This is a genomic window from Marilutibacter maris (assembly GCF_003233695.1).
GTDB lineage: Bacteria > Pseudomonadota > Gammaproteobacteria > Xanthomonadales > Xanthomonadaceae > Marilutibacter > Marilutibacter maris.
The window spans coordinates 2,024,705-2,050,767 of the sequence record NZ_CP029843.1 but is presented as its reverse complement, the minus strand read 5'-3'; the positions used below and the strand labels follow the sequence as shown (position 1 = coordinate 2,050,767).

The 26,063-nt window shown below is 68.9% G+C and carries 25 protein-coding genes; 19 read left to right on the top strand and 6 right to left on the bottom strand.

Annotated features, from left to right (window positions below; all coding sequences use genetic code 11):
- Positions 1-43: 43 nt before the first annotated feature.
- The 3 genes from C9I47_RS09025 to ykgO form a co-directional block, all read right to left on the bottom strand.
- Positions 44-1,114, bottom strand: coding sequence for an agmatine deiminase family protein (locus tag C9I47_RS09025; protein WP_111266449.1), 1,071 nt, complete (start codon positions 1,112-1,114; stop codon positions 44-46).
- A 20-nt stretch (positions 1,115-1,134) separates the two neighbouring features.
- Positions 1,135-1,476, bottom strand: a complete 342-nt coding sequence (locus tag C9I47_RS09020; protein WP_111266448.1) for a hypothetical protein — start codon at positions 1,474-1,476, stop codon at positions 1,135-1,137.
- Positions 1,477-1,770: 294 nt separating this feature from the next.
- Positions 1,771-1,896 (bottom strand): type B 50S ribosomal protein L36, encoded by a 126-nt coding sequence (gene ykgO / locus C9I47_RS09015; protein WP_010342887.1) that lies wholly within the window; start codon positions 1,894-1,896, stop codon positions 1,771-1,773.
- 142 nt (positions 1,897-2,038) lie between these two features.
- On the opposite strand from ykgO, the gene cmk reads away from it, so the two are divergent.
- The 10 genes from cmk to C9I47_RS08965 all read left to right on the top strand — a co-directional run bounded on the left by cmk (position 2,039) and on the right by C9I47_RS08965 (position 12,321).
- A complete protein-coding gene (cmk, locus tag C9I47_RS09010; protein WP_111268052.1) occupies positions 2,039-2,731 on the top strand; it encodes a (d)CMP kinase in 693 nt (230 codons plus the stop codon).
- 260 nt (positions 2,732-2,991) lie between these two features.
- Positions 2,992-4,680 (top strand): 30S ribosomal protein S1, encoded by a 1,689-nt coding sequence (gene rpsA, locus C9I47_RS09005; RefSeq protein ID WP_111266447.1) that lies wholly within the window; start codon positions 2,992-2,994, stop codon positions 4,678-4,680.
- Positions 4,681-4,825: 145 nt separating this feature from the next.
- Complete coding sequence (locus C9I47_RS09000) at positions 4,826-5,134, top strand: integration host factor subunit beta (protein WP_111266446.1); 309 nt, start codon at positions 4,826-4,828, stop codon at positions 5,132-5,134.
- A gap of 241 nt (positions 5,135-5,375) precedes the next feature.
- A complete protein-coding gene (locus tag C9I47_RS08995; protein ID WP_170288241.1) occupies positions 5,376-5,588 on the top strand; it encodes a lipopolysaccharide assembly protein LapA domain-containing protein in 213 nt (70 codons plus the stop codon).
- A gap of 3 nt (positions 5,589-5,591) precedes the next feature.
- Positions 5,592-6,770: a lipopolysaccharide assembly protein LapB gene (lapB, locus tag C9I47_RS08990; RefSeq protein ID WP_111266444.1), complete on the top strand. Its 1,179-nt coding sequence runs from the start codon at positions 5,592-5,594 to the stop codon at positions 6,768-6,770.
- Complete coding sequence (locus C9I47_RS08985) at positions 6,767-7,774, top strand: MraY family glycosyltransferase (protein ID WP_111266443.1); 1,008 nt, start codon at positions 6,767-6,769, stop codon at positions 7,772-7,774. The genes lapB and C9I47_RS08985 overlap by 4 nt, the downstream gene beginning before the upstream one ends.
- Before the next feature lie 4 nt (positions 7,775-7,778).
- Positions 7,779-9,692: a polysaccharide biosynthesis protein gene (locus C9I47_RS08980; protein WP_111266442.1), complete on the top strand. Its 1,914-nt coding sequence runs from the start codon at positions 7,779-7,781 to the stop codon at positions 9,690-9,692.
- A complete protein-coding gene (gene galU / locus C9I47_RS08975) occupies positions 9,692-10,609 on the top strand; it encodes a UTP--glucose-1-phosphate uridylyltransferase GalU (protein ID WP_111266441.1) in 918 nt (305 codons plus the stop codon). Before C9I47_RS08980 ends, galU begins: the two co-directional genes overlap by 1 nt.
- A 57-nt stretch (positions 10,610-10,666) precedes the next feature.
- The gene (locus tag C9I47_RS08970) at positions 10,667-11,971 is read left to right on the top strand and encodes an NAD(P)/FAD-dependent oxidoreductase (protein WP_111266440.1); all 1,305 of its coding nucleotides are present in this window, start codon (positions 10,667-10,669) and stop codon (positions 11,969-11,971) included.
- A complete protein-coding gene (locus C9I47_RS08965) occupies positions 11,968-12,321 on the top strand; it encodes a tRNA-binding protein (RefSeq protein WP_111266439.1) in 354 nt (117 codons plus the stop codon). Before C9I47_RS08970 ends, C9I47_RS08965 begins: the two co-directional genes overlap by 4 nt.
- A gap of 85 nt (positions 12,322-12,406) precedes the next feature.
- Here C9I47_RS08965 and C9I47_RS08960 read toward each other — a convergent pair whose 3' ends face one another.
- The 3 genes from C9I47_RS08960 to C9I47_RS08950 all read right to left on the bottom strand — a co-directional run bounded on the left by C9I47_RS08960 (position 12,407) and on the right by C9I47_RS08950 (position 16,773).
- On the bottom strand, positions 12,407-13,615 hold the full coding sequence (locus tag C9I47_RS08960; protein WP_111266438.1) for an acetyl-CoA C-acyltransferase: 1,209 nt from the start codon (positions 13,613-13,615) through the stop codon (positions 12,407-12,409).
- A gap of 109 nt (positions 13,616-13,724) precedes the next feature.
- Positions 13,725-16,100: a 3-hydroxyacyl-CoA dehydrogenase/enoyl-CoA hydratase family protein gene (locus C9I47_RS08955; RefSeq protein ID WP_111266437.1), complete on the bottom strand. Its 2,376-nt coding sequence runs from the start codon at positions 16,098-16,100 to the stop codon at positions 13,725-13,727.
- Between the two features lie 52 nt (positions 16,101-16,152).
- Positions 16,153-16,773 (bottom strand): TetR/AcrR family transcriptional regulator, encoded by a 621-nt coding sequence (locus C9I47_RS08950; protein WP_111266436.1) that lies wholly within the window; start codon positions 16,771-16,773, stop codon positions 16,153-16,155.
- 256 nt (positions 16,774-17,029) lie between these two features.
- Between C9I47_RS08950 and ndk the strand changes: the two genes are divergently transcribed.
- The 9 genes from ndk to C9I47_RS08905 all read left to right on the top strand — a co-directional run bounded on the left by ndk (position 17,030) and on the right by C9I47_RS08905 (position 26,025).
- Positions 17,030-17,455 carry a nucleoside-diphosphate kinase gene (gene ndk, locus C9I47_RS08945; protein ID WP_111266435.1) on the top strand — a complete coding sequence of 142 codons (426 nt, stop codon included), beginning with the start codon at positions 17,030-17,032 and terminating at the stop codon, positions 17,453-17,455.
- Positions 17,456-17,586: 131 nt separating this feature from the next.
- Complete coding sequence (rlmN, locus tag C9I47_RS08940) at positions 17,587-18,795, top strand: 23S rRNA (adenine(2503)-C(2))-methyltransferase RlmN (protein WP_111268051.1); 1,209 nt, start codon at positions 17,587-17,589, stop codon at positions 18,793-18,795.
- Positions 18,782-19,645 carry a type IV pilus biogenesis/stability protein PilW gene (gene pilW / locus C9I47_RS08935; RefSeq protein WP_111266434.1) on the top strand — a complete coding sequence of 288 codons (864 nt, stop codon included), beginning with the start codon at positions 18,782-18,784 and terminating at the stop codon, positions 19,643-19,645. Before rlmN ends, pilW begins: the two co-directional genes overlap by 14 nt.
- Positions 19,642-20,538, top strand: coding sequence for a helix-turn-helix domain-containing protein (locus C9I47_RS08930; RefSeq protein ID WP_111266433.1), 897 nt, complete (start codon positions 19,642-19,644; stop codon positions 20,536-20,538). The genes pilW and C9I47_RS08930 overlap by 4 nt, the downstream gene beginning before the upstream one ends.
- 129 nt (positions 20,539-20,667) lie before the next feature.
- Positions 20,668-21,303 carry a YfgM family protein gene (locus C9I47_RS08925; protein WP_111266432.1) on the top strand — a complete coding sequence of 212 codons (636 nt, stop codon included), beginning with the start codon at positions 20,668-20,670 and terminating at the stop codon, positions 21,301-21,303.
- Positions 21,303-22,526 carry an outer membrane protein assembly factor BamB gene (gene bamB / locus C9I47_RS08920; protein WP_111266431.1) on the top strand — a complete coding sequence of 408 codons (1,224 nt, stop codon included), beginning with the start codon at positions 21,303-21,305 and terminating at the stop codon, positions 22,524-22,526. Before C9I47_RS08925 ends, bamB begins: the two co-directional genes overlap by 1 nt.
- Positions 22,527-22,707: 181 nt before the next feature.
- Entirely contained in the window at positions 22,708-24,108 is a 1,401-nt protein-coding gene (der, locus tag C9I47_RS08915) for a ribosome biogenesis GTPase Der (RefSeq protein WP_111266430.1), read from the top strand.
- Positions 24,109-24,226: 118 nt separating this feature from the next.
- On the top strand, positions 24,227-24,811 hold the full coding sequence (mobA, locus tag C9I47_RS08910; RefSeq protein WP_111266429.1) for a molybdenum cofactor guanylyltransferase: 585 nt from the start codon (positions 24,227-24,229) through the stop codon (positions 24,809-24,811).
- On the top strand, positions 24,808-26,025 hold the full coding sequence (locus tag C9I47_RS08905; RefSeq protein ID WP_111266428.1) for a molybdopterin molybdotransferase MoeA: 1,218 nt from the start codon (positions 24,808-24,810) through the stop codon (positions 26,023-26,025). Before mobA ends, C9I47_RS08905 begins: the two co-directional genes overlap by 4 nt.
- Positions 26,026-26,063: the final 38 nt, after the last annotated feature.

The following is a 26,063-nucleotide window of genomic DNA, read 5'->3' as shown; positions in this document are numbered from 1 at the left end:
TGGGATGCGCGCTGCGCAGCCGGGCGCTGGGCGCGTTCGGGCGTCAGCCCAGAAGCCCCGCCGGCAGTTGCATGGTGATGCAGTGCAGGCTGCCGTTCTGCCAGATCAGCGGGCGGCACGGCACCGGCACGATCTCGCGGTCGGGAAAGGCCTGCGCCAGCACCGCAGCGGCAGCCTGATCGGCGGGGTCGTCGTAGGCCGGCATCAGCACCGCGCCGTTGACGATCAGGAAGTTCGCGTAGCTGGCCGCCAGGCGCCGGCCGTCGTCGACGATCGGGCGTGCCCACGGCAGCGGGAACAGGCGATAGGGACGGCCGTCGCGGGTACGCAGGGCCGCCAGTTCCGCGCCCATCGCGGTCAGCTCGGCATGGTGGCTGTCGTCGCTGTCGTCGCAGGCCTGGTAGACGATCGAGTCGACGCTGGCGAAGCGGGCGAGGGTGTCGACGTGGGCGTCGGTGTCGTCGCCTTCCAGGTAGCCGTGATCGAGCCACAGCACCCGTTCCTGGCGCAGCCAGTCGGCCAGGCGGGTGCCCAGCTGATCGCGGTCGAGATCCGGATGGCGTTCGTGCAGGCACCGCCAGGTGGTCAGCAGCGTGCCTTGTCCATCGGTGTCGATGGCCCCGCCTTCCAATGCAAAATCAATGACCTGCCGGTCACTGTTCGCAAACAACCTGATCTCGTCGAGGGCGCCGACCAGGGCATCGTCGCGGCTGGCCTCGAACTTGCCGCCCCAGCCGGTGAAGCGGAAATCCAGCAACCGGAAGCGCGGCGATCCGGCACCATGCGTCGCGCCAGGATCGCCGTCCCCGTACATCAGGCTTATCGGCCCGGAGTCGCGCAGCCAGGTATCGTCGTAGCCGACCTCGACGAAGCGCACGCGCTCCATGTCGACGCGGTTGGAGCGCAGCCGCATCTCGGCATAGGTCTCCACGTCGGCGTCGGCGACGCAGATCACCGCCGGCTGGAAGCGGGTGATCGCCGCGACCAGCGCGATGTAGGTTTCCTCGACCTCCCCGAGACGTTCGGCCCAGTCGGTATCGGCGTGCGGCCACGCGATCAGGATGGCGGACTGGGATTCCCATTCCGCCGGGAAGCGCAACTCGGGTCGGGTCATCTATGGCTCGGGCGATGCGGTCAGTTGATCGGGGACTTCGGGCCGATCTCGTTGGCGTTGGCCTGGTTGGCCACCGCGTCGATGACCCGGCTCTTCTCGAAGTAGACGGTAAAGGCGGGGTAGACCCAGCGGTTGATGGTCGGCCACTGGCGCTTCTGGCCGCCGCGCGGCTCCATGCGCTGCGAGGGCGCGCCGTAGCGGGCCTCGACCTGGGCCATGGTCATGCCGCGGGCCGGCAGGTTGGCGCTGGCGGACTCGCGCACGCGCTCGATCAGCAGGGTCTCGGCGCTGGCGGCGGTGGAGACGACCGACAACGCGAGCAGGGCGGAGACGACAATCGACTTGGAGCGGAACGGCTTCATCACGCGGCACCTCGCATTGGACTACGGCGATTGTATGCACTGCCGGCGCAATCCCGCAGGGGCTGGCCGTCACCGTCGTCACGGAATGGCAACTTCGGCGCCGTCGGCATGCGCCGGCCCGGGTCGCGGTTCGAACTCCGGATACGGAAAGACCGCCTCTCGGCGGCCTTTCTGCGAACCTGGGCTTCCTCGGCGCTGACGCGCCTTGGACATACCTGGTTTCCTCAGCGCTGGCGCGCCTTGGGCATGCCAGGTTTCTTCAGCGCTGACGCGCCTTGGACATGCCTGGTTTCTTCAGCGCTGACGCGCCTTGAAACGCGGGTTCGACTTGCAGATCACGAAGACCTTGCCACGACGGCGGACGACCTTGCAGTCGCGGTGACGGGCCTTCGCCGACTTCAGGGAGGACAGGACCTTCATGACAGACCTCGGCAGTAAAAAGAAGCGGGAAGATGAATCAAGCCGGCGAGTATAGCGGCCATTCCGCTGTCGGATCAAGTCGTTAGCGGATTCGCTGAACACGAGGGCCCATTCCGGGCTGCCGCCGTTCATAATGCCGGCCATGCATAACGAAGCCCAGTCCCCCGCGGCCACCGTGCCGGTACTCACCATCGACGGCCCCTCCGGTTCAGGCAAGGGCACCATCAGCCGGATGGTCGCCGCCCGCCTGGGCTGGCGCTACCTGGACTCCGGCGCACTGTACCGCGCGGTCGGGGTCGCGGCCGGCTGGGCCGACCTCGATCTCGACGATCACGGCGCCCTGGTCCGCTGCACCTTCGATACCGAGGTGGGATTCCGCGACGACGGGCGGGGCGAACCGCGGGTGCTGGTCAACGGCACCGACGCCACCGACGAATTGCGCACCGAAACCGCCGGCGCCGCCGCCTCGGCGATCGCCGCCATCCCCGAGGTGCGGGCCGCGCTGAAGGACCGCCAGCGGCGGTTCCGGCAGCCGCCGGGCCTGGTCGCCGACGGCCGCGACATGGGCACGGTGATCTTTCCCGATGCCCCGTTCAAGGTATTCCTGACCGCCAGCGCCGAGGAACGCGCGCAAAGGCGCTATAAACAGTTGAATGACAAAGGGGTTTCGGTTACATTGGACGGTCTCCTGCGGGAGATCCTCGCCCGCGACGCGCGCGATGCCCAGCGTGCGGTGGCGCCGTTGAGGCCGGCCGATGACGCCGTCCACATTGACACCACCGGCATGGACATCGACGCCGTCGTCGAGCAGGTGCTGGCCCTGGTGAAGCCTTAACCGGCGCGAATCGCGTCGACGAACCGCTCCGGAAACGGAGTCGGCAGAGGCGGCACCGGCCCGCCGTTGGCCCGGCACGGGGCCTTCCGCAGGGGAAAAGCCCCGCCACGGCTGTCGTGGCGGATTCATCCATTACACGTGGCGCAGCCGCATCGTGCCATATCTCAACGGGTGGGCCGGAAGCGTTCGATTTGCCTTCGCGAGATCGATATCTCGAGTCGGCAGGCCTCCGGCCTGTGTGTCCAACCGAGTAATCAACAATGACCGAATCATTTGCAGAACTGTTCGAGCAGAGCCAGCAGAACCTGGCGAAGCTGAAGCCCGGCGCGATCGTGACCGGCACCGTCGTGGAAGTCCGCGGCGACGTGGTGGTGATCAACGCGGGCCTGAAGTCCGAAGGTATCGTGCCGATCGAGCAGTTCCGTAACGACGCCGGCGAGATCGACGTTGCCGAGGGCGACGAGGTCAAGGTCGCCCTCGACTCGATCGAGAACGGCTTTGGCGAGACCGTGCTGTCGCGCGAGAAGGCCAAGCGCGCGATGGTGTGGGACGAGCTCGAGCAGGCGCTGGAGAACAACGAGACCATCACCGGCCGCATCAGCGGCAAGGTCAAGGGCGGCTTCACCGTCGACATCAAGGACGTGCGCGGCTTCCTGCCGGGCTCGCTGGTCGACGTCCGCCCGGTCCGCGACTCCGCCTACCTGGAAGGCAAGGAGCTGGAGTTCAAGCTCATCAAGCTCGACCGCAAGCGCAACAACATCGTCGTCTCCCGCCGTGCGGTGGTCGAGAGCGAGTACAGCGCCGAGCGTGAGCAGCTGATGGAGAAGCTGGTCGAGGGCGCCGTGCTGAAGGGTGTGGTCAAGAACCTCACCGACTACGGCGCGTTCGTCGACCTCGGCGGCATCGATGGCCTGCTGCACATCACCGACATGGCGTGGAAGCGCGTGCGTCACCCGTCCGAGGTGGTGGAAGTCGGCCAGGAGCTGGAAGTGCGCGTGCTCAAGTACGACCGCGAGCGCAACCGCGTCAGCCTCGGCCTCAAGCAGCTGGGCGAGGATCCGTGGGACAACATCTCGCGCCGCTACCCGGCCAACACCCGCGTGTTCGGCAAGGTCTCCAACGTCACCGATTACGGTGCGTTCGTCGAGATCGAGCCGGGCGTCGAGGGCCTGGTGCACGTGTCCGAGATGGACTGGACCAACAAGAACGTCAACCCGTCGAAGATCGTCCAGGTCGGCGACGAGGTCGAGGTCATGGTCCTGGACGTCGACGAGGAGCGTCGCCGCATCTCGCTGGGCATGAAGCAGGTCAGCTCGAACCCGTGGGAGACCTTCGCGGTCATCCACAAGAAGGGCGACAAGGTCGAGGGCCAGGTCAAGTCGATCACCGACTTCGGCATCTTCATCGGCCTGGACGGCGGCATCGACGGCCTGGTCCACCTGTCCGACATCAGCTGGAACACCACCGGCGAGGACGTGGTCCGCAACTTCAAGAAGGGCGACACCCTCGAGGCGGTCGTGCTGGCGGTCGATCCGGAGCGCGAGCGCATCAGCCTGGGCCTGAAGCAGCTTGAGCAGGACCCGCTGGGCCAGTTCGTGGCGTCCAACGCCAAGGGCTCGCTGATCACCGGTACGGTCAAGGAAGTCGACGCCAAGGGCGCCGTCATCGAGCTGGCCGACGGTGTGGAGGGCTACATCGCCGCCCGCGACATCGCCGCCGAGCGCGTCGAGGACGCCGGCAAGTACCTGAAGGTCGGCGACAACGTCGAAGCCCGCTTCATCGGCATGGACCGCAAGGGCCGTGTGATGCAGCTGTCGATCAAGGCGAAGGACGAGGCGGAGATGCAGGAGGCCGTGGCCGACTACAACCGCGCCAACGCCGACGCCGCCAGCGGCACCACCAAGCTGGGCGCGCTGCTGCGCGAGCAGCTGGGCAGCAAGTCCGAGTAATCGGCAATCGCGGTACCCGAGGCGGCCCGGTCATTGGCCGGGCCGCCTTTCTTATGTAAGGTGTTGCCCAAGCAGGGTTTTTCCTGTGATGGCAACCGATGGTAGCTTCACCCCCGTCGTCCAATGTCAGCGGTCCGCATTGCCCATGACCAAGTCCGAACTGATCGAGATCCTGTCGCAGCGTCAGGCCCATCTGAAGGGCGATGACGTGGACCTGGCGGTCAAGGCCCTGCTCGAAATGATGAGCGGCGCGCTGGCCGGCGGCGACCGCATCGAGATCCGCGGATTCGGCAGCTTCTCGCTGCATTACCGGCCGCCGCGGATGGGGCGCAATCCGAAGACCGGCGAGTCGGTCGCGCTGCCGGGCAAGCATGTACCGCATTTCAAGCCCGGCAAGGAGCTGCGCGAACGCGTCAGCGAAGTGATGCCGCTGGGCGATGCCGCCACCGGATGAGCCGCGCGGCACGCGCCGCACGACCCGTCCCGCACCTGTGTGTTCCGTCTGCGCTGCGACCTTCGCGGCCCGGGCAGTGCTTTCCGCTGCATGCCGCTCGCGCATGCGGCCGGAACTTCTTGAGCCATGCCGTCCTCGGCTAAGCTAGTCCCGAACCCGTCGATCGACCGAGGCTGAGATGCGCCTGATCCGTCTACTCATAGCGATAGCCTGTCTCGCCGCGGGAGGCGTCCTGGGCGCATTGAACCGCGCCCCGGTGTCGATCGACCTGGCCTTCAGCCAGGTCACGCCACCGCTGGGCATGGCGCTGATCCTGACCCTGCTGCTGGGCGTATTGCTGGGCGGGGTGGCGATCACTCTGAGCGTGGTGCTGCCGTTGCGCGCGCGCCTTTCCCGCATGCAGAAGCAGCCGCCGGCGACCCGCCCCATCGAACCCGCGGACGGAGCCTCCTGATCGATGGAATTCATCAGCGAGTGGTTCTGGTTTTTCCTGCTGCTGCCGGTCGCGGCGATCAGCGGCTGGGTGATCGGGCGGCGCGGCGGCGAACGCCATAGCGATACCCAGGTCAGCCGCCTGTCGACCACCTATTTCCGCGGCCTGAACTACCTGCTCAACGAACAGCCGGACAAGGCGATCGAGCTGTTCCTGCATATCGCCGAGCTCGACAAGGAAACCTTCGAGACCCAGGTCGCGCTCGGCCACCTGTTCCGCCGCCGCGGCGAGGTCGACCGCGCGATCCGCCTGCACCAGGCGCTGGTCCAGCGTCCCGGCCTGAGCGACACCCAGAAGGTGCAGGCGCTGCTGGCGCTGGGCGAGGACTACATGCGCTCGGGCCTGCTCGACCGCGCCGAGACCGTGTTCAGCGACCTGGTCGCGCTCGACATGCGGGCGCCGCTGGCCTTGCGCCACCTGATCGGCATCTATCAGTCCGAGCGCGACTGGGACAAGGCGATCGAGAACGCGCAGCGCTACGAGGCTGCGACCGGCGAGGCGATGGGCAAGCTGATCGCCCAGTTCGAGTGCGAACTGGCCGACAAGCATCGCGCCGGCGGCGATGTCGATGCCGCCCGCGCCGCGGTCGCCCGTGCCTACGAGGCCGATGCCAATTCCGTCCGCGCCGGCATGATCGAGGGGCGGATCGAGATCGAGGCCGGTCGCGACGCGGCCGCGATCCGCGCCTTCGAGCGGGTCGCCCGCAGCGACCCCGACTACCTGCCCGAGGTGCTGCCGGCGCTGTTGTCCAGCTACGACCGCAGCGGCGAGACCACCGGCGCGCGCGCGTTCCTCGCGGAGATGTGCGAACACTACCGCGGCATCGCGCCGGTGCTGGCGCTGACCCGCATGGTCGAGGCCCAGGAGGGCGTCGCCGCGGCGCGCGCCTATCTGGCCCAGCAACTCAAGGACCGGCCCTCGGTGCGCGGCGAAGCGGCGCTGATCGACCTGACCCTGGCCGAGGGCGCCGACCCGATGGCGACCCTGCACGACCTCAAGCACATCACCGACCAGTTGCTGGTGCGCAATCCGAGTTACCGCTGCACCCGCTGCGGTTTCGGCGCCCGCAGCCACCACTGGCAGTGCCCCAGCTGCAAGGAGTGGGGCTCGGTCAAGCCGCTGCTGAACTACGCCGTCGTATGAGCCTGACGGCCGTCGGCGGCGCGCTGCTGTTTCTGTCGATCGGGTTCGCGGGCACCTGGCTCGCGCGTCGCTATGCGTTGGCGCGCCGCCTGCTGGACGAGCCCGGCGAGCGCCGCAGCCACAACGTGGCGACACCGCGGGGCGGCGGCATCGCCATCGTGGTCGCGGTCCTGGTCGCGGTCGCGATCGGATGGACTGCCCTGGGCGGTGGCCTCGCACTGGCCGCTTTCGCGACCGGGTTCGCCCTGGTCGCGGCGATCGGCTGGGTCGACGACCACCGACCGCTGTCGCCGGCCTTGCGGCTGCTGGTGCACGTCCTGGCCAGCGCGCTGTTCGCGGCGGCCGTCCATGCCGGCTCGGGCGCCCCGGCGACGGTGGCGATCGCCTTCCTCGCGCCGTTGGTGCTGACCAACGTCTGGAACTTCATGGACGGGATCGACGGCCTGGCCGCCAGCCAGGCGCTGATCGTCGGCGGCCTGCTCGCGCTCGGGCTTGGCGGGCCGTGGCCGCTGGTCGCACTGGCGCTGGCGGCCGCCTGTGCCGGCTTCCTGCCATTCAACCTGCCGACCGCCAGGATCTTCATGGGCGATGTCGGCAGCGGTGCGATCGGTTACGCGATCGGCGCGCTGTGCGCGATCGCGACGGGCCAGGGAGGCACCGCCGCGGCCTGGCTGCTGCTGCCGCTGGCCCCGTTCCTGGTCGATGCCGGTCTGACCCTGGCGCGAAGGGTGCTGCGGCGGGAGCGCTGGTGGACGGCGCACACCCAGCATGCCTACCAGGCCTGCGCCCGCCGCCATGGCCACAGGGCGGTCACGCTCGGCTATGCGCTGGCGACGCTGGCCGGTGCGGCGGTCGCCCTGATCATGAAGGAACACGTAACGACCTTCATCGCGTCTTCCCTGTTCACGTGGTATATGTCCGCGGCCATTTTGTGGGGGTGGCTGCAATACAGCCGAGGGGCGGGCACCGATGCCGCTGCTCCATCCTGGAAGGAGAACGAGTAGTCCAATGAGCAGCTGGCAGGATCGATTGAGAGCCACCGTGCCCCGCGTGGCCGTCGTCGCCCACGACCTGGCCATGGTCTGGCTGGTGTGGCAGGGCCTGCACCGGCTGCGCTTCGGAATCCTGCCCAATCCCCCGGAAATGCCGCTGTGGTCGACCGAGATCGCGCTGGTGCTGGCGGCCCAGGGACTGGTGCTGTGGCAGGTCGGCCTGTACCGCGGGCTGTGGCGGTTCGCCAGCGTCCCGGACCTGTGGAACATCTTCAAGGCCTGCACCCTGGGCCTGCTGACGATCGCGCTGGGGCTGTTCCTCTACAACCGGCTCGACCTGGTCTCGCGCACCGTGCTGGTGCTTTACCCGCTCGCGCTGATGGCGCTGCTGGGGGCACCGCGACTGCTCTATCGCGCCTGGAAGGACAGCGCCACCGAGCGCGCCAACGCCGCCTCGGTACGGATCCTGATCCTGGGTGCCGGTCACGCCGGCGAGGCACTGGTCCGCGACCTGCGCCGTTTCGGCACCTATCAGCCGGTCGGCTTCCTCGACGACGCGGCGCGCATGCGCGGCACCAAGGTGCAGGGTGTGCCGGTGCTGGGCAAGGTCGGCGACGTCGCCGAGATCGCGCGCGAGACCGCGGCCAAACTGCTGGTGATCGCGATGCCGTCGGCCGACGCCACCGCGTTGCAGCGGGTGCTGGTCGCCTGCGAGCGCACCGGCCTGCCGTTCCGGATGGTGCCGCGGCTGGCCGACGTGCTCGAAGGGCGCTCGCTGCCCGGCGAACTCAAGGAAGTCGCGATCGAGGACCTGCTCGGACGCAAGCCGGTGCTGCCGGACTGGAAGGCGATCCGTCACTGGCTGGGCGCCCGTTCGGTGCTGGTGACCGGCGCCGGCGGCTCGATCGGCTCGGAACTGTGCCGCCAGTGCGCCCGCCATGGCGCGCGCCGGATCGCCCTGGTCGAGATCGACGAGCTTGCGCTGACCACCACCGAGGCGGCGTTGCGCCGCGACTTCCCGGATCTGGAATACATCCCGGTGCTCGGCGACTGCGGCGACCCGGCGGTGATGGCCTACGCGCTGCGCCTGTGCGAGCCCGAGGCCGCCTTCCACGCCGCCGCCTACAAGCAGGTGCCGCTGCTGGAAGGACAGCTGCGCGAGGCGGTGCGCAACAATGTGCTGGCGACCGCCACGGTGGCCGGGGCCTGCCGCGACGCCGGCGTCGGCACCTTCGTTCTGATCTCCACCGACAAGGCGGTGGATCCGGTCAACGTGCTCGGCGCGACCAAGCGCCTGGCCGAGATGGTGTGCCAGTCGCTGGCCAACGAGCGGACCACGCGCTTCGTCACCGTGCGCTTCGGCAATGTGCTCGATTCCGCCGGCAGCGTGGTGCCGCTGTTCCGCGAGCAGATCCGCAACGGCGGACCGGTGACCGTGACCGACCCCGAGGTCACCCGTTATTTCATGACCATCCCCGAGGCCTGCCAGCTGATCCTGCAGGCATCGGCGATCGGTACCCACGAGGCGATCTACACCCTCGACATGGGCGAGCCGGTGCCGATACGCCTGCTTGCCGACCAGATGATCCGTCTCGCCGGCAAGCAGCCGGGGCGCGACATCGCGGTGGTGTACACCGGCCTGCGCCCGGGCGAGAAGCTCCACGAGACGCTGTTCCACGCCGACGAGCGCTACCGGCCGACCGCGCATCCGAAGATCCTGCAGGCCGAACCGCGCACCGTGGTCAGCAACGAGATCAGCGTCGCGATCAGGGCCATGCGTTCGGCATCGGAAACATACGATTGCGAAACCCTTGCTACCCTGTTGCGGACGACGGTGCCCGAGTTCCTGCCCGAAGACGCGCCTGCCATCGGGGCGAACGACTCGACCACGGTCGTTGCATTTCCCGCTCGTAGCGCCAGGAAGATTTGATGTCCCAACAGTCCAGACAGTTTCCCCGCATTCGCAAAGCCGTTTTTCCGGTCGCCGGCCTCGGCACCCGGTTCCTTCCCGCCACCAAGACCGTTCCCAAGGAGATGTTGCCGGTCATCGACCGACCGCTGATCCAGTACGCCGTCGATGAGGCGATCGAGGCCGGTTGCGACACCCTGGTGTTCATCACCAACCGCTACAAGCACGCGGTGGCCGATTACTTCGACAAGGCCTACGAACTCGAACAGAAACTGGAGCGGGCCGGCAAGCACGAGCAACTGGAGCTGGTCCGGCACGTCCTGCCCAAGGGCGTACGCGCGGTGTTCGTGACCCAGCCCGAGGCCAAGGGCCTGGGCCATGCGGTGCTGTGCGCCAGGCCGGTGATCGGCGACGAGCCGTTCGCGGTGCTGCTGCCGGACGACCTGATCTGGAACCGCGGTCCCGGCGCGCTGTCGCAGATGGCCGACGTCGCCCAGCAGGGCGGTTCCAGCGTGATCGCGGTGCAGGACGTGCCGCGCGAGAAGACCGCCAGCTACGGCATCGTCGCGACCGACGACTTCGACGAGCGCCAGGGCCGGATCCGCGCGATGGTCGAAAAGCCCAAGCCCGAGGTCGCGCCCAGCACCCTGGCCGTGGTCGGCCGCTACGTGCTCAACCCGCGGATCTTCGAACTGCTCGAAGCGACCCCGCCGGGCGCCGGAGGCGAGATCCAGCTCACCGACGCGATTTCCTCGCTGCTGGCCGAGGAGACCGTCAACGCCTACCGTTTCCGCGGTACCCGGTTCGACTGCGGCACCCACCTGGGGCTGATCGAGGCGACCATCCGCTACGCGCTCGACCACGAGAAGCTCAGCGAGGCCGCCGCGGGAATGATGCAGAGCGCGCTCGACGAACTGGGCGTGCGCGAGAACGAATAGCCCCGGCGCGGATCGCGGCATCGACGCCTGCGCCCGGCACCGCCGGAAGCCCGAACGATGCGCCAGAACGATGCTTCGACCTACTACCACGAAGGCCTGACCGGCGACGGCGCCGGCTGGCCGGCGTTGGAGACGCGAACCGCCGCCCGCGTCTGCGTGATCGGCGCCGGCTTTGCCGGTCTCAACACCGCGCTCGGACTGGCCGAGCGCGGCATCGACGACGTGGTGCTGCTGGAGGCCCGGCAGGTCGGCTTCGGCGCCTCCGGCCGCAACGGCGGCTTCGTGTTCGGCGGCTACTCCCGTGGCGAGGCCGAACTGCTGCGCGACCTCGGCCGCCGGCGCGCCCGCGAGCTCTATGCCGGCACCGTGGCCGCGGTCGGCCTGATCCGGGAGCGCATCCGGACCCACGCGATCGACTGCGATGCCGTCGACGGCGGCGTGATCTGGGCCAACTGGTTCCGCGACAGGGACGTGTTGCGGGTGCGTCAGCGCCTGCTCGCCGACGCCTATGGCATCCACTGGCAATGGCTGGACCGCGAGCGGATGCGCGAATGGCTGCGCACCGAGCGCTACGGCGAAGGCCTGTTCGAGCCCGATGCCTTCCACTTCCATCCCTTGAAGTACGCCCGCGGACTGGCACGGGTCGCGTCGCGGCGGGGCGTACGCCTGCACGAGCGCAGCCCGGCCATCGCGCTCACCCGCAGCGGTGCCGGATGGCGGATTGCGACGGAGCGGGGCGAGGTGGAGGCGGAAACGGTGGTGCTGGCCTGCGGCGGCTACCTGGCCGGACTGCTCGGACGCGTCGACGCTGGCGTCCTGCCGATCGCGACCTACGTGATGACGACCGAACCCCTGGGCGACCGCCTGCATGAGGCGGTCCGCACCCGCGCCGCGGTCTACGACACCCGCTTCGCGTTCGACTATTACCGGGCGCTGCCCGATACCCGACTGTTGTGGGGCGGACGCATCTCGATATGCGAGCGTCCGCCGTCCGCGGTCGAGCGGTTGCTGTATCGCGACCTGATGAGGGTGTTTCCGCAGCTGGAAGGCGTGCGTATCGAGCATGCCTGGTCGGGGCTGATGAGCTACGCTCGCCACCAGATGCCGCAAATCGGCCGCATCGACGACGGGTTATGGTTGGCGCAGGCCTTCGGCGGCCACGGCGTCGCCCCGACCACCCATGCCGGCGAGGTGCTGGCCGCGGCGATCGCCGAGGGCGACGAAGGCTGGACCGGCTTTGCCGACTACGGGCTGGTATCGGCAATGAAGCCGGCCGGTTTCGCCGCCGCGCAACTGGGCTACTGGTGGGCCGAGGCCCGCGACGCATGGAAGGACTGGATGGAGAAGAGGGCAGGCGGATGAGCGAAACCGATCAGGCATGGCCGACGATCGCCTGGAGCGATTTCGAAAAGCTCGCGCTGTGCGCGGGCACGGTGTTGCGGGTCGAGGAATTTCCCGAGGCCCGCAAGCCGGCCTGGAAGCTGTGGGTCGACTTCGGCCCGCATGGTGTGCGCAAGACCAGCGCGCAGATCCGCGATCTCTACCGCCCCGAGGACCTGGTCGGACGGCAGATCGTCGGCGTGCTCAACTTCCCGCCCAGGCAGGTCGGCAAGTTCATGTCCGAGTTCCTGCTGACCGGCTTCCCGACCGACGACGGAGTGGTGATCACCACCGTCGAACGCGAAGTTCCGGACGGTACGCGACTGGCTTGAGGCGGGACTGGCCTGAGCCGGTGCGGCAGGAAACGAAAACGGCGCCCGAAGGCGCCGTTTTCCGCGAGCCGCAGGAGCGATGGCCTTACAGCGCCTCGAAGATGCCGGCCGCGCCCATGCCGGTGCCGATGCACATCGTCACCATGCCGTACTTCTGCTGACGACGGCGCAGGCCGTGCAGGATCGTCGCGGTGCGGATCGCGCCGGTCGCGCCCAGCGGATGGCCGAGGGCGATCGCGCCGCCAAGCGGGTTGACCTTGGCCGGGTCCAGCCCGGAATCGCGGATCACCGCCAGCGCCTGCGCGGCGAAGGCCTCGTTGAGTTCGATCCAGTCCAGCTGGTCCTTGCTCAGCCCGGCCTGGGCCAGGGCCTTGGGAATCGCGGCAATCGGACCGATGCCCATCACTTCCGGGCGCACACCGGCGACCGAGAAGCTGACGAAGCGCGCCAGCGGGGTCAGGCCGTAGTCCTTGACCGCCTGTTCGGAGGCCAGCAGGACCGCACCCGCGCCGTCGCTCATCTGCGAGCTGTTGCCGGCGGTCACGGTGCCGCCGAACTGGCCGTTGCGGAACACCGGGCGCAGCTTGCCCAGGCCTTCGATCGAGGTGTCCGGACGCGGGCCCTCGTCGGTGTCGACGAGCTTCTTCTTCAGCCGCACCGCGTTGCCGGCCAGGTCGGGCAGGTGCGAGAGCACCTCGTAGGGGCTGATCTCGTCCTTGAACTCGCCGGCGGCGATCGCCGCCAGCGCCTTCTGGTGCGAGGCCAGGGCGAAGGCGTCCTGGTCGTCGCGGGAGACCTTCCATTCCTCGGCGACCTTCTCGGCGGTGATGCCCATGCCGTAGGCGATCGCGATGTTCTCGTCGCGGGCGAACACTTCCGGGCTCAGCGCGACCTTGTTGCCCATCATCGGCACCATCGACATCGACTCGGTGCCGCCGGCCAGCATCAGCTCGGCGTTGCCGAGGCGGATCTCGTTGGCCGCGAGCGCGACCGCCTGCAGGCCAGAGGAGCAGAAGCGGTTGACGGTCTGTGCGGCGACGGTGTTGGGCAGGCCGGCCAGCAGCGCGCCGATGCGGGCCACGTTCATGCCTTGCTCGCCTTCGGGCATCGCGCAGCCGATGACCGCGTCGTCGATGCGATTGACGTCGATGCCTGGCGCCTGCGCGACCACGCTGCGCAGCACGTGCGCGAGCATCTCGTCGGGACGGGTGTTGCGGAACACGCCACGCGGGGCCTTGCCGACCGGGGTGCGGGTGGCGGCGACGATGTAGGCGTCTTGGACTTGCTTGTTCATTTCCTGATCCCTTGTTATGACGCCTTCCCCCGATTGCGGGGGAAGGCTGGGATGGGGGGCTGCCCCACCTCAATCCTCCGCCGCAAGCGGTGGAGGAGGCTGGAAAGGCTTAGTTGCGGAGCGGCTTGCCGGTCTTGAGCATGTGGGCGATGCGTTCCTGGGTCTTGGGCATCTGCGCCAGGGCGACGAAGTGCTCGCGTTCCAGGCGGATCAGCCATTCCTCGTCGACGCGCGAGTCACGGTCGATCTCGCCGCCGCAGATCACGGTCGCGATGCGGCTGGCGATCTCGTAGTCGTGCGGGGAGATGAAGCGCCCCTCAAGCATGTTGACCAGCAGCATCTTGAAGGTGGCGATGCCGACGTCGCCGGCGACGCGGATGCTGCGCGCCGGCAGCGGCGGACGGTAGCCGCCCTCGGCCAGCGCCAGCGCACGGGCCTTGGCCACGTGCAGCAGCTCGAAGGCGTTGAACACGATGCTGTCGTCCTCGCGGGCCAGCTTCAGCTGCCTGGCCTCCATCGCCGAGGTCGCGACCTTGCCCATAGCGACGCTCTCAAACGCGGTCTTCAGCTCGGCGAACACGTCGCCGCTGGCCCCGGCCTTGTCGGAAGCGCGCACCGCCAGCTCCTTCAGGCCGCCGCCGGCCGGCAGCAGGCCGACGCCCGCCTCGACCAGACCGACGTAGCTCTCCAGCGCGAACACGGTGTGGGCGGCATGCATCTGGAACTCGCAGCCGCCGCCCAGGGCGAGACCGCGCACCGCCGCGACCACCGGCACCAGCGCGTACTTGATCCGCTGGCTGGTGGCCTGGAAGTTGGCGACCATCGCCTCGAAGCCCTTGACGTCGCCGGCCTGCAGCAGGCCCAGCGCACCGGCGAGGTCGGCACCGGCGGAGAACGGCTCCTTCGGCTGCCAGATCACCAGGCCGCGGAAGTCGCGCTCGGCGATGCCGATCGCTTCCTGGATGCCGTTGAGCACGTGATCGTTGACCGTGTGCATCTTGGTCTTGAAGCTGAGCACGGCAATGTCGTCACCCTCGTCCGCCCACATCCGGACACCGTCGTTCTCGTACACGGTGCGGCCCTTCGGGAAGGACTCGCCGAGCAATGCGTCGGGGAAGCGCTGGCGCGCGTAGACCGGGTTGGCCGAGCGCGGCACCTTGGCGTTGCGCGCCGGGCTGTAGCTGCCCTCGGCGGCATGCACGCCGTCGCGGCCGTCGAACACCCAGTCGGGCAGGGCGGCGTTGCTCATCGCGTCGCCGGAGACGATGTCCTCGGCGATCCACTCGGCGACCTGCTTCCAGCCCGCGGCCTGCCAGGACTCGAACGGTCCCAGCGACCAGCCGTAGCCCCAGCGCATCGCGAAGTCGACATCGCGGGCGGTATCGGCGATGTCGGCCAGGTGGTAGGCGCTGTAGTGGAAGGTGTCGCGGAAGCAGGCCCACAGGAACTTGGCCTGCGGGTGCACGCTGGCGCGCAGGGCGGCGAACTTCTTCGCCGGATCGCGCTCCTTCAGCAGCGCGGCGACCTCGGCGTCGAGCTCGCCGGCGGAGGCGCGGTAGTCCTGCTGCTGGAGGTCGAGCACCAGGATGTCCTTGCCGCGCTTGGTGTAGACGCCGGCGCGGGTCTTCTGGCCCAGCGCGCCCTTCTCGATCAGCGCGGCCAGCCACTTGGGCGCCTTGAAGTACTTGTGCCACGGGTCGTCGGGCAGGGTGTCGGCCATGGTCTTGATGACGTGGGCCATGGTGTCCAGGCCGACCACGTCGGCGGTGCGGTAGGTCGCCGACTTCGGGCGCCCGATCAGCGGACCGGTCAGCGCGTCGACGGTGTCGAAGCCCAGGCCGAACTGCTCGGTGTGGTGCATCGCCGCCAGCATCGAGAACACGCCGATGCGGTTGCCGATGAAGTTCGGGGTGTCCTTGGCGAACACCACGCCCTTGCCGAGGGTGGTGGTCAGGAAGGTCTCCAGGCCCTCCATCACCGCCGTGTCGGTGCCGCGGGCCGGGATCAGCTCGGCCAGGTGCATGTAGCGCGGCGGGTTGAAGAAGTGCACGCCGCAGAAGCGGTGGCGCAGTTGCTCGGGCAACACGTCGGCCAGCGCGTTGATGCCCAGGCCGGAGGTGTTGCTGGCCAGCACTGCGTGATCGGCGACGAACGGCGCGATCTTGCGGTACAGATCCTGCTTCCAGTCCATGCGCTCGGCGATCGCCTCGATCACCAGGTCGCAACCCTTGAGCAACTCGAGGCCCGTCTCATAGTTGGCCGGGGTGATCCGCGCCGCCAGCGCCTTGTCGGCCAGCGGGGCGGGGCTGAGCTTGGCCAGGCCGGCGATCGCCTTGATCACGACCCCGTTCGGGTCGCCGTCCTTCGCCGGCAGATCGTAGAGCACGGTATCGACACCGGCATTGGTCAGGTGCGCAGCGATCTGCGCGCCCATGACACCGGCGCCGAGCACCGCGGCGCGGCGCACAAGAAGTTTATTAGACATATCCTTCAAGTCCTTGTTTGGAAAATAAAATGTGATCGAGGATCGGGCCCGGTCAGCTTTTGAAGCCGGCCGCGGCGAATCGGATCAGTTCGCGTGCCGCACGCTCACGGTGCGCCGCTTCGGTGACACCGGCGGGACGCTTGATCATCCCGAAGTCGGCCATCGCATAGGTCAGCGCACCGGCCAGGAAGTCCAGCCGCCAGTACAGCTCCTCCTTGCTCAACCCCGGCACCGCCGCGGCGATGGCCTTGGCGAACTCGCGCAGGACATGTCCGTAGTGATCGGACAGGAACCGGCGCAGGCTGTCGTTCTTCTCGGCATAGGCGCGGGCGACCATGCGCACGAAGGCGGCGCCGCCGTGCTTGTCCTGGGCGATCGCCAGAGCCGGCTCGACGAAGGCCGCCAGAATCGGCTCCAGTTCACCGGGTGACTGTTCGATCGCGGCATTCAGCGCCGCCAGCCGGCGTGCGCTCATGTCGTCCATGCGGCGACGGAACACCTCGTTGACCAGGTTCTCCTTGCTGCCGAAGTGATAGTTGACCGCCGCGATGTTGACGGCGGCCCGGCTGGTGACCTGGCGCAGCGAGGTGCCGGTGAAGCCGAACTGGGCGAAGAGCTCCTCGGCGGCGCCGAGGATGCGGTCCTTGGTGGAAAAGTGGGCGGTGGCCGCCATCGGATTGCTGCCGTGGTAGTGGGGGACAGGGTGGATCTGAATCAAACGCTTGTTTGATGCTAGGGCCGGGCAGGGACGACGTCAACGTGGTCCCGACGGCAATCGCCCGCCGGCGGTGACAACGCGGTGGAGGATTCGCTAGAATTACCGCAGCCATATCGGCTAAACCCGTGCCCCGGCACGGGTTTTTCTGTTACCTTTGGGCTCTCGCCAAGGAATTGCGCGAGGCCGGCCCGCCAATCCGGAGACACCTTCCATGGCGCTGGAGCGCACCCTTTCCATCATCAAGCCCGATGCCGTCGCCAAGAACGTCATCGGCGAGATCTACACCCGCTTCGAGAAGGCCGACCTCAAGGTCGTCGCTTCCAGGATGAAGCACCTCTCGCGCGCCGAGGCCGAAGGCTTTTACGCGGTCCACCGCGAGCGTCCGTTCTTCAATGCCCTGGTCGAGTTCATGATCTCCGGCCCGGTGATGATCCAGGTCCTGGAAGGCGAGGGCGCGGTGCTGAAGAACCGCGAGCTGATGGGTGCGACCAATCCCAAGGAGGCCGCGCCGGGCACCATCCGCGCCGACTTCGCCGACAGCATCGACGCCAATGCGGTGCACGGTTCCGACAGCCTGGAGAATGCCGCGATCGAGATCGCCTACTTCTTCCCGGCGACCGACGTCCACGCCCGCTGATTCCAATCACTGCCACCGTCCCGATGAGCACGCAACACGACAACCCGGCCGAAACCAACGGCACCGAAGTGCCGGTGGCCTCGCCGGGCGCGGCCGCCGGGACGGAGGGCAGGGCACCGACGCAGCCGCGCATGGCTTCGTCGGTGGCCGCCGGCGGCGCCGATGGACGCCGCAACATCTTCGATCTCGACCGCAGCTCGCTGGAAGACTTCTTCGAGCAGGAGCTGGGCGAGAAGCGCTTCCGCGCGCACCAGGTGATGAAGTGGATCCATCACCGCCACGTCACCGATTTCGACGGCATGACCGACCTGGGCAAGGCGCTGCGCGCCAAGCTGGAGGAACGCGCGGTCGTGCATGCGCCCGAGGTGATCTTCGACAAGCCTTCCGCCGATGGCACCCACAAGTGGCTGCTCGGCATGGACGCGAAGAACGCGATCGAGACCGTCTACATCCCCGACAAGGGGCGCGGGACCCTGTGCGTGTCCTCGCAGGTCGGCTGCGCGCTGAACTGCCAGTTCTGCTCGACCGCGACCCAGGGCTTCAACCGCAACCTGTCGACCGCCGAGATCATCGGCCAGGTCTGGGTCGCCGCCCGCCACCTGGGCAACGTGCCGCACCAGCAGCGCCGCCTGACCAACGTGGTGATGATGGGCATGGGCGAGCCGCTGGCCAACTTCGACAACGTGGTGCGGGCGATGAGCATCATGCGCGACGACCTCGGCTACGGCCTGGCCAACAAGCGCGTGACCCTGTCGACCGCCGGCATGGTGCCGATGATCGACCGCCTCGGCGAGGTCAGCGACGTATCGCTGGCGGTATCGCTGCACGCGGCCAACGACGAGCTGCGCACCCGCCTGGTGCCGCTCAACAAGAAATATCCGATCGCCGAGCTGATGGACGCCTGCGTGCGCTATGCGCTGCGCAAGCGCGGCACCTCGGTGACCTTCGAGTACACCCTGATGAAGGGGGTCAACGACCAGCCCGAGCATGCGCGCGAACTGGTCCGGCTGATGCGTGCCTTCGACCGCGCGGTGCAGATGAAGGACGCGGCCAAGGTCAACCTGATCCCGTTCAATCCGTTCCCCGGGACCCGCTTCGAGCGCCCCGACGACCTCGCGATCCGCAGCTTCCAGAAGCTGCTCAACAATGCCGGGATGATCGCCCCGGTGCGGCGCACCCGCGGAGACGACATCGATGCCGCCTGCGGCCAGCTCAAGGGCCAGGTCACCGATCGCACCCGCCGCCAGGCGGCGTTCCGCGAACAGTTGAACCGTCGGCAGCCGGACGAGCGCTCCGATCGGCCCGACGCGAACACGGAGGCCGGCGATGCCGCGGCGTGATGCCCGCAGCCCTCGCGTCTCCCGGTGGCCGTCGGCCGCTGCCCATCCATTGTGGTTCTGCCTGCTGCTGGTGCTGCTGGCCTCCGGCTGCAGCCGGCTGAGCTTCGTCCGCCCCGACCTCGACAAGCGCGAATACACCCGGGTGGCGCCGGAGTACGACATCAGCGACGACAATCGCGGCCGCAACTCCAGGACGCGGGCGGCGGTCACGGTCCATGCGGGGCAGCGTGCGCTGCTGGCCAACGACCTCGACAGTGCCGCCGAGGCGGCCCGGACCGCGCTCAAGCTGGACGACTCCTCCAGCGCCGCCCATACCCTGATGGGGGCGGTCTACGAACGCCAGGGGCAGTCGGCCCGGGCCGGCGAGCATTATCGCCGGGCCGCCGAGCTCAGCCCCCGCGGCGCCCAGCTCAACAACTACGGCGCCTGGCTTTGCCGGACCGGACAGGCCTCCGAATCGCTGGAATGGTTCGAGCGGGCGCTGGGCGACCGCGGCTATGCCACGCCGGACTTCGCGCTCGCCAACGCCGGCTCGTGTGCCGACAAGGCCGGACTCGACGAGAAGGCGGAGCGCTACCTGGCGGCCGCGCTCAGACTGGCGCCCGAAAATCCAGTCGCGCTGGCGGCCATGGCCGAGCGCGAATTCCGCACCGGCGACGCGTTCAAGGCGCGTGCCTTTTCCGAACGCAGGCTGGCGGCGGCACCGGCGGACGCCCGCGCGTTGATGCTTGCGTCACAAATTGAGCGACAACTCGGCGACAAGGACGCAGCCGATCGTTATGTTCAGCGGCTGAGGGCGGAGTTCCCGGACGCGTCGGGCTCTGACACGGGGGAAAGCGGTAGACGATGATCCAGCCAGACCCAATCGAATCGGGTTCAGTACATAGTTGTGGTTCGCGTTTGCGGCAGGCCCGCGAAGCCGGCGGCCTGACCCGGGAGCAGGTGTCCTCCCGCCTCAGGATGCCGTTGCGGGTGATCGAAGCGCTGGAGAACGACGACTGGGACGTCCTCGGTGCGCCGATCTTCGTACGCGGGCAACTGCGCAGTTACGCCCGCCTGCTCAAACTCGACCTGGATGTCGATGGCTGCCTGGACGAGGCCCATGTCCCCCGCGTGGCGCCGCCGGAACTGGTCAGCCACAGCCACACCCCGCGCTACCGCCGGGTGCTGGAACAGACGACCCGCAATGCCGTCTACATCGTGATGACCGCGGCGATCGCCCTGCCGGTCTGGTGGGCCACGCGCGACCACCTGTCTCCGACTTCCGGGACGCCCGACGTGCAGTCGCTGGATGTCCCCGAGGGCCTGGCACCGGTGCGCCAGGACGCGCCGGCCTCGACCACGGCCCGGCGCCCGGCGCGCACTCCGGTGGTCGCCTCGATGACCCCGCGCAGCATCGACACGCGTGCCGACGACCCACGCCCCGACAACCGCGACGACAACCGCGACGACAACCGCGACGACAACCGCGACGACGACGCGGCGGTGTCGCTGCTGTTCAACGACGAAAGCTGGTTCGAGGTGTTCGGTTCCGACGGCCGGACGCTCGAGAAGGGCCTGGTCGCCGCCGGCGAGCGTCGCAGCTACCCGGCCGGCCGGGTGGCCCGCATGACCGTGGGCAACGTGTCGGCCATCGAACTGCGCCACGACGGCGAGATCGTCGACCTGACAGCGTTCAGCAAGTCCAACGTGGCTCGCTTTACGCTATCCTCTGACGGCTCCGTGGTTCCGCCAGCCGAATAATCGGTTGCGGCGGCACCGTCGAACTCCATACTCGGCTTCCGGGCCGGTCCATGCATGTCGCCTCCGGCCCGCGTCCGGCGGGTCGTGCCGGGCGTCCGGCTCCGAAGCCCCGGCCCGACTATCTGATCAATGGCAATCGACGACCTTCTCGACGAACACGAACAAAGCGAGCGCGTCCTGCAGTGGCTGCGCAACAACGGCGCTGGACTGATCGGCGGCATCGCCCTGGGTTTCGCCGCGATCGGCGGATGGAAATGGTGGGAACACAGCCAGCAGCAGCAGAAGCTGGAAGAGGCCGACCGCTACAGCACCGCGATCGAGGCGATCGAGTCCGACGACCCCAAGGCGGCCGAACTGACCGGGAACCTGCAGCCCGGCATGCTGGCGCTGCTCGCCGGCCTGGAGCTGGCGCAGAAGCAGGTCGCCGCCGGCGACAACGAGGCCGCGATCGCGACCCTCGAGGGCGTTTCGGCCGAGGACCCGGCCCTGGTCGAGATCGTCAACCAGCGTCTGGCCCGGTTGCAGATCGAGGCCGGCCAGGCGGAAGCGGCGCTGGCGTTGATGGCGCAATCCGACTCGGCGATCGCGCTGGAGATCCGCGGCGACGCCCAGTTCGCGCTCGGCAAGGCCGACGAGGCCCGCGCCTCCTATGAGCAGGCGCTGACCAAGATGGATGTCGGTTCACCGATGCGCAAGATGCTCGAGCTCAAACTCACCGAAGTCGGCGGCACGCCCGTCGAAGCCGAAGCCGAGGCCAAGTCCTGATGAATTCCGCTCTGATCACTCCCGTCCGGGCCTGCGCTCGCCCGCTGTCGGCGCGCCCGGTCGTTCGCGTCGCCGCGGTCCTGGTCTGCGTGTCCGCGCTGGCCGGCTGCTCCACGGTCAAGGGCTGGTTCGGCGGCGGCAAGGGCAAGGACAAGCCGAACGAACCCGCCGACCTGGTCGAGTTCACCCCCAGCCAGTCGGTCGCCGAGTTGTGGACGGCCCGGGTCGGCAAGGGCGAAGGCCTGATCGGCGCCCAGCAGGGCCCGGTCGTCGCCGATGGCCGCATCTATGCGGCGGCGGTGGAGGGCGGCGTGCGGGCGCTGGATCTGCAGAGCGGCCGTACCCTGTGGACCTACGAATCCGAGCTGGCGCTCAGCGGCGGCCCCGGAGTCGGCGACGGTCTGGTGGTGGCCGGCGGCCTCGACGGCCAGATCGTCGCCCTCGACGCCGAAACCGGTGCCGAGCGCTGGCAGGCGCAGGTGTCCAATGAGGTGATCGCCGCGCCCGCGGTCGGCATGGGCATGGTCCTGGTCCGTTCCAACGACAATCGCGTCACCGCCTTCGACGCCGCCACCGGCGAGCGCCGCTGGTTCTGGAACCACGACGTGCCGGCACTGTCGGTGCGCGGCAACGACGCGCCGCTGCTGGGCCCGGGCCTGGTCTTCGTCGGCAACGACGACGGCACCCTGTCGGCGCTGTCGGCGACCGACGGCCGCCCGTTGTGGGAACAGCCGATCGGGCAGCAGGAAGGGCGCACCGAGCTGGATCGCATGGCCGACGTCGACGGCACCCCGGTGCTCGACGGCCAGGTCATCTTCGCGACCAGCTTCAAGGGCAGCACCGTGGCGATCGACGGTCCCAGCGGCCGCCCGATGTGGGCCTCGGACAACGGCGGCCCCGGCCGCATCGGCGTCGCCGCCGACCGCATCGTGATCACTGCCGCCAGCGGCAGCGTCTACGGACTGGACAAGCGCAACGGCGCCGCGATGTGGCAGCAGCCGGGCTTGGCCCGTCGTGCGGTCACCGCACCGGCGGTGCAGGGCGACTTCGCCGTGGTCGGCGATTACGACGGCTACCTGCACTGGCTGAAGCTGGACAACGGCGAGTTCGCCGCCCGCGTCCGCGCCGGGCGCAACGCGCTGCGTGCCGCGCCGATCGTCGCCGACGGCATCCTGCTGGTTCAGGATGTCGAGGGCCGGCTCTCGGCCTACCGGCTGCAGTAAGGTCAACCCGGCGGCCGCCCGAGCGCGCCGCCGCGACATTCCGGAAACGGCCGGCCACACGCCGGCCGTTTCCTTTTCCTGTCCGCACCGTCATCATGCGACCCAGTAGCGTCGCCGGCGCCGGTCCACCGGTCGCTCCGCGCGCCCATCCCGTTCCCGTCCCTCCAGTCCGGTTCCCGCCATGCTCCCGCTCGTCGCCCTCGTTGGCCGACCCAACGTCGGAAAGTCCACGCTGTTCAATGTGCTGACGCGTACCCGCGACGCGCTGGTGCATGACGAGCCGGGGGTGACCCGCGACCGCCACTACGGGGTCTGCCGGCCGGAAGGACGGCCGCATTTCGCGGTCGTGGACACCGGCGGCATCGCCGGCGAGGACGAGGGCCTGGTCGGCGCGACCACCCGCCAGGCCCGAGCCGCCGCCGAGGAGGCCGACCTGGTGCTGTTCGTCGTCGACGGCCGCGAAGGCGCGTCCGCACTGGACGACGAGATCCTGGCCTGGCTGCGCAAGGCCGCGCGGCCGACCCTGCTGGTGGTCAACAAGACCGACGGCCTCGATTCCCAGGCCGCCCTCAACGAGTTCGCCCGCTACGGCTTTGCCGACGCGATCGACATTTCCTCCGCGCACCGCCGCGGCATCGACGATCTGATCGACGAAGTGCTGGAGCGGCTGCCCGAGCAGGGGGCGCGGGTCGATCTCGATGACGATCCCGAGCGCGTCCGGCTGGCCTTCATCGGGCGCCCCAACGTCGGCAAGTCGACCCTGGTCAATCGCCTGCTGGGCGAGGAGCGGATGATCGCCTCCGACGTGCCCGGCACCACCCGCGACTCGGTCGCGATCGACATGGAGCGCGACGGCCGCCGCTACCGCCTGATCGACACCGCCGGCGTGCGCCGCAAGGCGCGGGTCGAGGAGGCGGTCGAGAAGTTCTCGATCATCAAGACCCTGCAGGCGATCGAGGACTGCCAGGTCGCGGTGGTGATGCTCGACGCGTCCGAGGGCGTCACCGACCAGGACGCGACCGTGCTGGCGCTGGCGCTGGACGCCGGCCGTGCCCTGGTGATCGCGGTCAACAAGTGGGACGGACTCAGCGACTACCAGCGCGAACAGGCCGAGGCGATGCTGTCGCGCAAACTGGGCTTTGTCGGCTGGGCCGAGGCGGTAAGGATCAGCGCCAAGCACGGCTCCGGTCTGCGCGAACTGTTCCGCGCGGTGCACCGCGCGCACGCTTCGGCGACCCGCGAGTTCGGCACCAGCGAAGTCAACAAGGCCCTGGAGATCGCCTACGCCTCGAACCCGCCGCCCAGCGTGCGCGGTCACGTCGCCAAGCTGCGCTTCGCCCACCCCTCCGGCACCAACCCGCCCAGCTTCGTCGTCCACGGCACCCGCCTGCGCACGCTGGGCGATTCCTACAAGCGCTATCTGGAGAACTTCTTCCGCAAGCGCTTCAAGCTGGTCGGCACCCCGGTGCGCTTCGTGTTCAAGGAAGGCAGCAACCCGTTCGAGGGGCGCAAGAACGAGCTCAGCGAGCGCCAGGTCGCGCGCAAGCGGCGACTGATGCGCCACGTCAAACGCGGCAAGTGAGCGGCGACTCCCGGGTCGCGGCGGCAGGAGCGGCGTAGGCCGCGATGGGGCCTTCATTGGAACGTTTGATCGCGGCCCGCGACACTGCGGCAAGATTGCGCACGGGAGCGTTGCACCGATGCTGAGAGCATCCGACATCACCCTGGGCATTCTCGCTGGCGGCCGCGCCTCGCGGCTGGGCGGGATCGACAAGGCCTGGCTGGAGCGGGACGGGCAAGCGCAGGTGCTGCGCTGGTGGCAGCGCTTCGGCGGCGAGGTCGGGCAGGTACTGGTCAGCGCGAACCGGACCCCGCAGCGTTACCGCGAGGCCGGATTGGTCTCGGTGCCGGACCGTGTCGGCGACGGAATCGGTCCGCTGGCCGGCCTGGATGCCCTTGCCGATGCCTGCGCCACGCCATGGCTGCTGACGATTCCGGTCGATCTGGTCGGGGTCAACGAATGCCTGTTGCAGACCCTGGCCGCGATGCGCGATGCCGACGGGGCGTTCGCGGTCGACGACGACGGCGCGCAGCCGCTGGTCGCGCTGTGGCGGGTGCAGGCGTTGCGGCCGGCGCTGAGCGCGGCGCTCGCCGCCGACGAGCGCGCGGTGCGCGGCTTGCAGGCCCGGCTCGAGCTGGCCGCGGTGCGACTGGAGGGCGTACGCTTCGGCAATCTCAATACGCCCGACGACCTGGCCGCGGCCGGGATCCCACCCGCGACATGAACGACTATCCGACACGACTGGGCTTCGACCAGGCCCGGGCCATCATCGACACGGTCGCCGCCGCGCATCGGCTGGAGCGCGAGCGGGTGCCCCTGGCCCGTGCGCATGGACGGGTGCTGGCGACCGACGTCGATGCGCCGATCGCGCTGCCGCCGTTCGACAACAGTGCGATGGACGGCTTTGCGCTGCGCCACGCCGATCTGGACGGCGAGCAGACCGCGCTGCGACTGGTCGGCGAGCAGTTCGCCGGCGTCGCCAGCGGGCAGGGCATCGGCCCGGGCGAATGCCTGCGCATCACCACCGGCGCGCCGCTGCCGGCGGGCGCCGATTCCGTCGCGATCAAGGAGAACGTCCGCGTCGACGGCGATCGCGTGTGGGTGCCGGGCAGCGTCGCGCGCGGCGCCAATGTCCGTCATGCCGGCGAGGACGTGAACGTCGGCGATCCGGTCCTGGCCGCCGGCGACATGCTGACCCCGGCCCGGGTCTCACTGGCCGCCTCGCTCGGCCTGGACACGCTGGAGGTGTCGCGGCGGCCGACGGTGGCGGTGTTTACCAGCGGCGACGAACTGGTCGAACCGGGCATGGCGCTGGCCCCCGGGCAGATCTACGACAGCAACCGGGAACTGTTGATGGGCCTGCTGCGAGCGGAAGGGCTGGAACCGACCGCGTGGCCGCGGCTGCCCGACGACCCGCGCGCGGTCGAAATTGCCCTGCGCGACGCCGGCTGCGCATTCGATCTGGTGATCACCTGCGGCGCGGTGTCGGCCGGCGAGAAGGATCATATTCCCGAGGTGATCGAACGCTTCGGGCGGATCCATTTCTGGAAGGTGATGATGAAACCCGGCATGCCGGTGCTGTTCGGCAGTCTCGACCAGTGCCGCTTCCTCGGCCTGCCCGGCAATCCGGTGTCGGTGCTGGCGACCTGGCTGAGCCTGGGCCGGGCCCTGGCCGACGGCCTGCAGGGGCGTCGGGAACCGCGTCCGCAGCGGCGCGCGCGGCTGGCGGCGCCGATCGACAAGGCCCACGCCCGCCGCGAATTCCAGCGCGCCCGCGTGGACAGCGACGATGACGGCGTCCTGATCGCGACCCCGGACCCGGCGACCGGTTCCCACCGGCTGGCCGCGGCCGCCGCCGCCAATGCCCTGGTCGTGGTGCCGGAAGGGCCGCAGATGCTGGCCGCGGGCGCCGTGGTCGAGGTCCTGGACTATCCGTAACTGTCGGCGGCGACAGTGGGCAGGGCAGCGGACCCGAT